We start from the raw sequence: 664 nt of genomic DNA on the forward strand, positions 1-664 counted from the left end.
GCCGGCCAGGCGGGAATCATGATGCTGGGACCGTCCAGCTCGTCACGAGATAGCGATCCGCCCGAACGCGTGACGCAGTGTTCCTTAGGGAACACCATGATCACTTGGTCGGGCGCGGCGGGCGCATTGCGGTACGGGATTCACGGTTTGCGGGCCCAGCCCGTACAGAACGCACCGCGGTCGGCCGCGGTCGGTGCCCGGCGGACGGTTCTGCGGAACACCTTGATCGTCGAGACCGGGACTGGCGTGCTCGTCCAGGACGACCGTCTCACCGGGAGCCGTCCCGCTCGGCGAAACACGAGGTCGGGCTGGGAATCGCAGCGGTACGGCGGGAGGCGACGCCGCCTCGGCGGTCGGGAAACCTGCGATGTTGTCGGACGCAGGCCGTAGTGTCGCCTCAGGCGGAGGCACAGACCACATCTGGCCCGTGGCCGCCGCGCCCTCTGACCCCGCCTGTCCGCCCGAGGAGCCGATGTCCGTTGTCCGCCCGTGGCCAGGTGCGCAGCCGGTCGCTTCGGCTGTTGGACTATCTCGCCGCCGAGCGGCGTGGTGCCCCCCGCCGCCAGCTCGCCGACTACTCCCCCGCCCCGATCAGCCCGGCCGCCGTGCCCACGCATGCGGACGTCCGCCTCGGCCCGACGGCCCGTCGCGACTCCTGGCTGGA

1 protein-coding gene is annotated in these 664 nt (G+C 71.4%); it reads left to right on the forward strand.

From position 1 onward, the window contains the following. Positions 1–479: 479 nt before the first annotated feature. Positions 480–664 (forward strand): hypothetical protein (locus G6R25_RS24425; protein ID WP_163554698.1); only part of this gene is annotated, 185 nt, incomplete at its 3' end.

This window comes from Candidatus Frankia alpina (assembly GCF_902806485.1).
GTDB lineage: Bacteria > Actinomycetota > Actinomycetes > Frankiales > Frankiaceae > Frankia > Frankia alpina.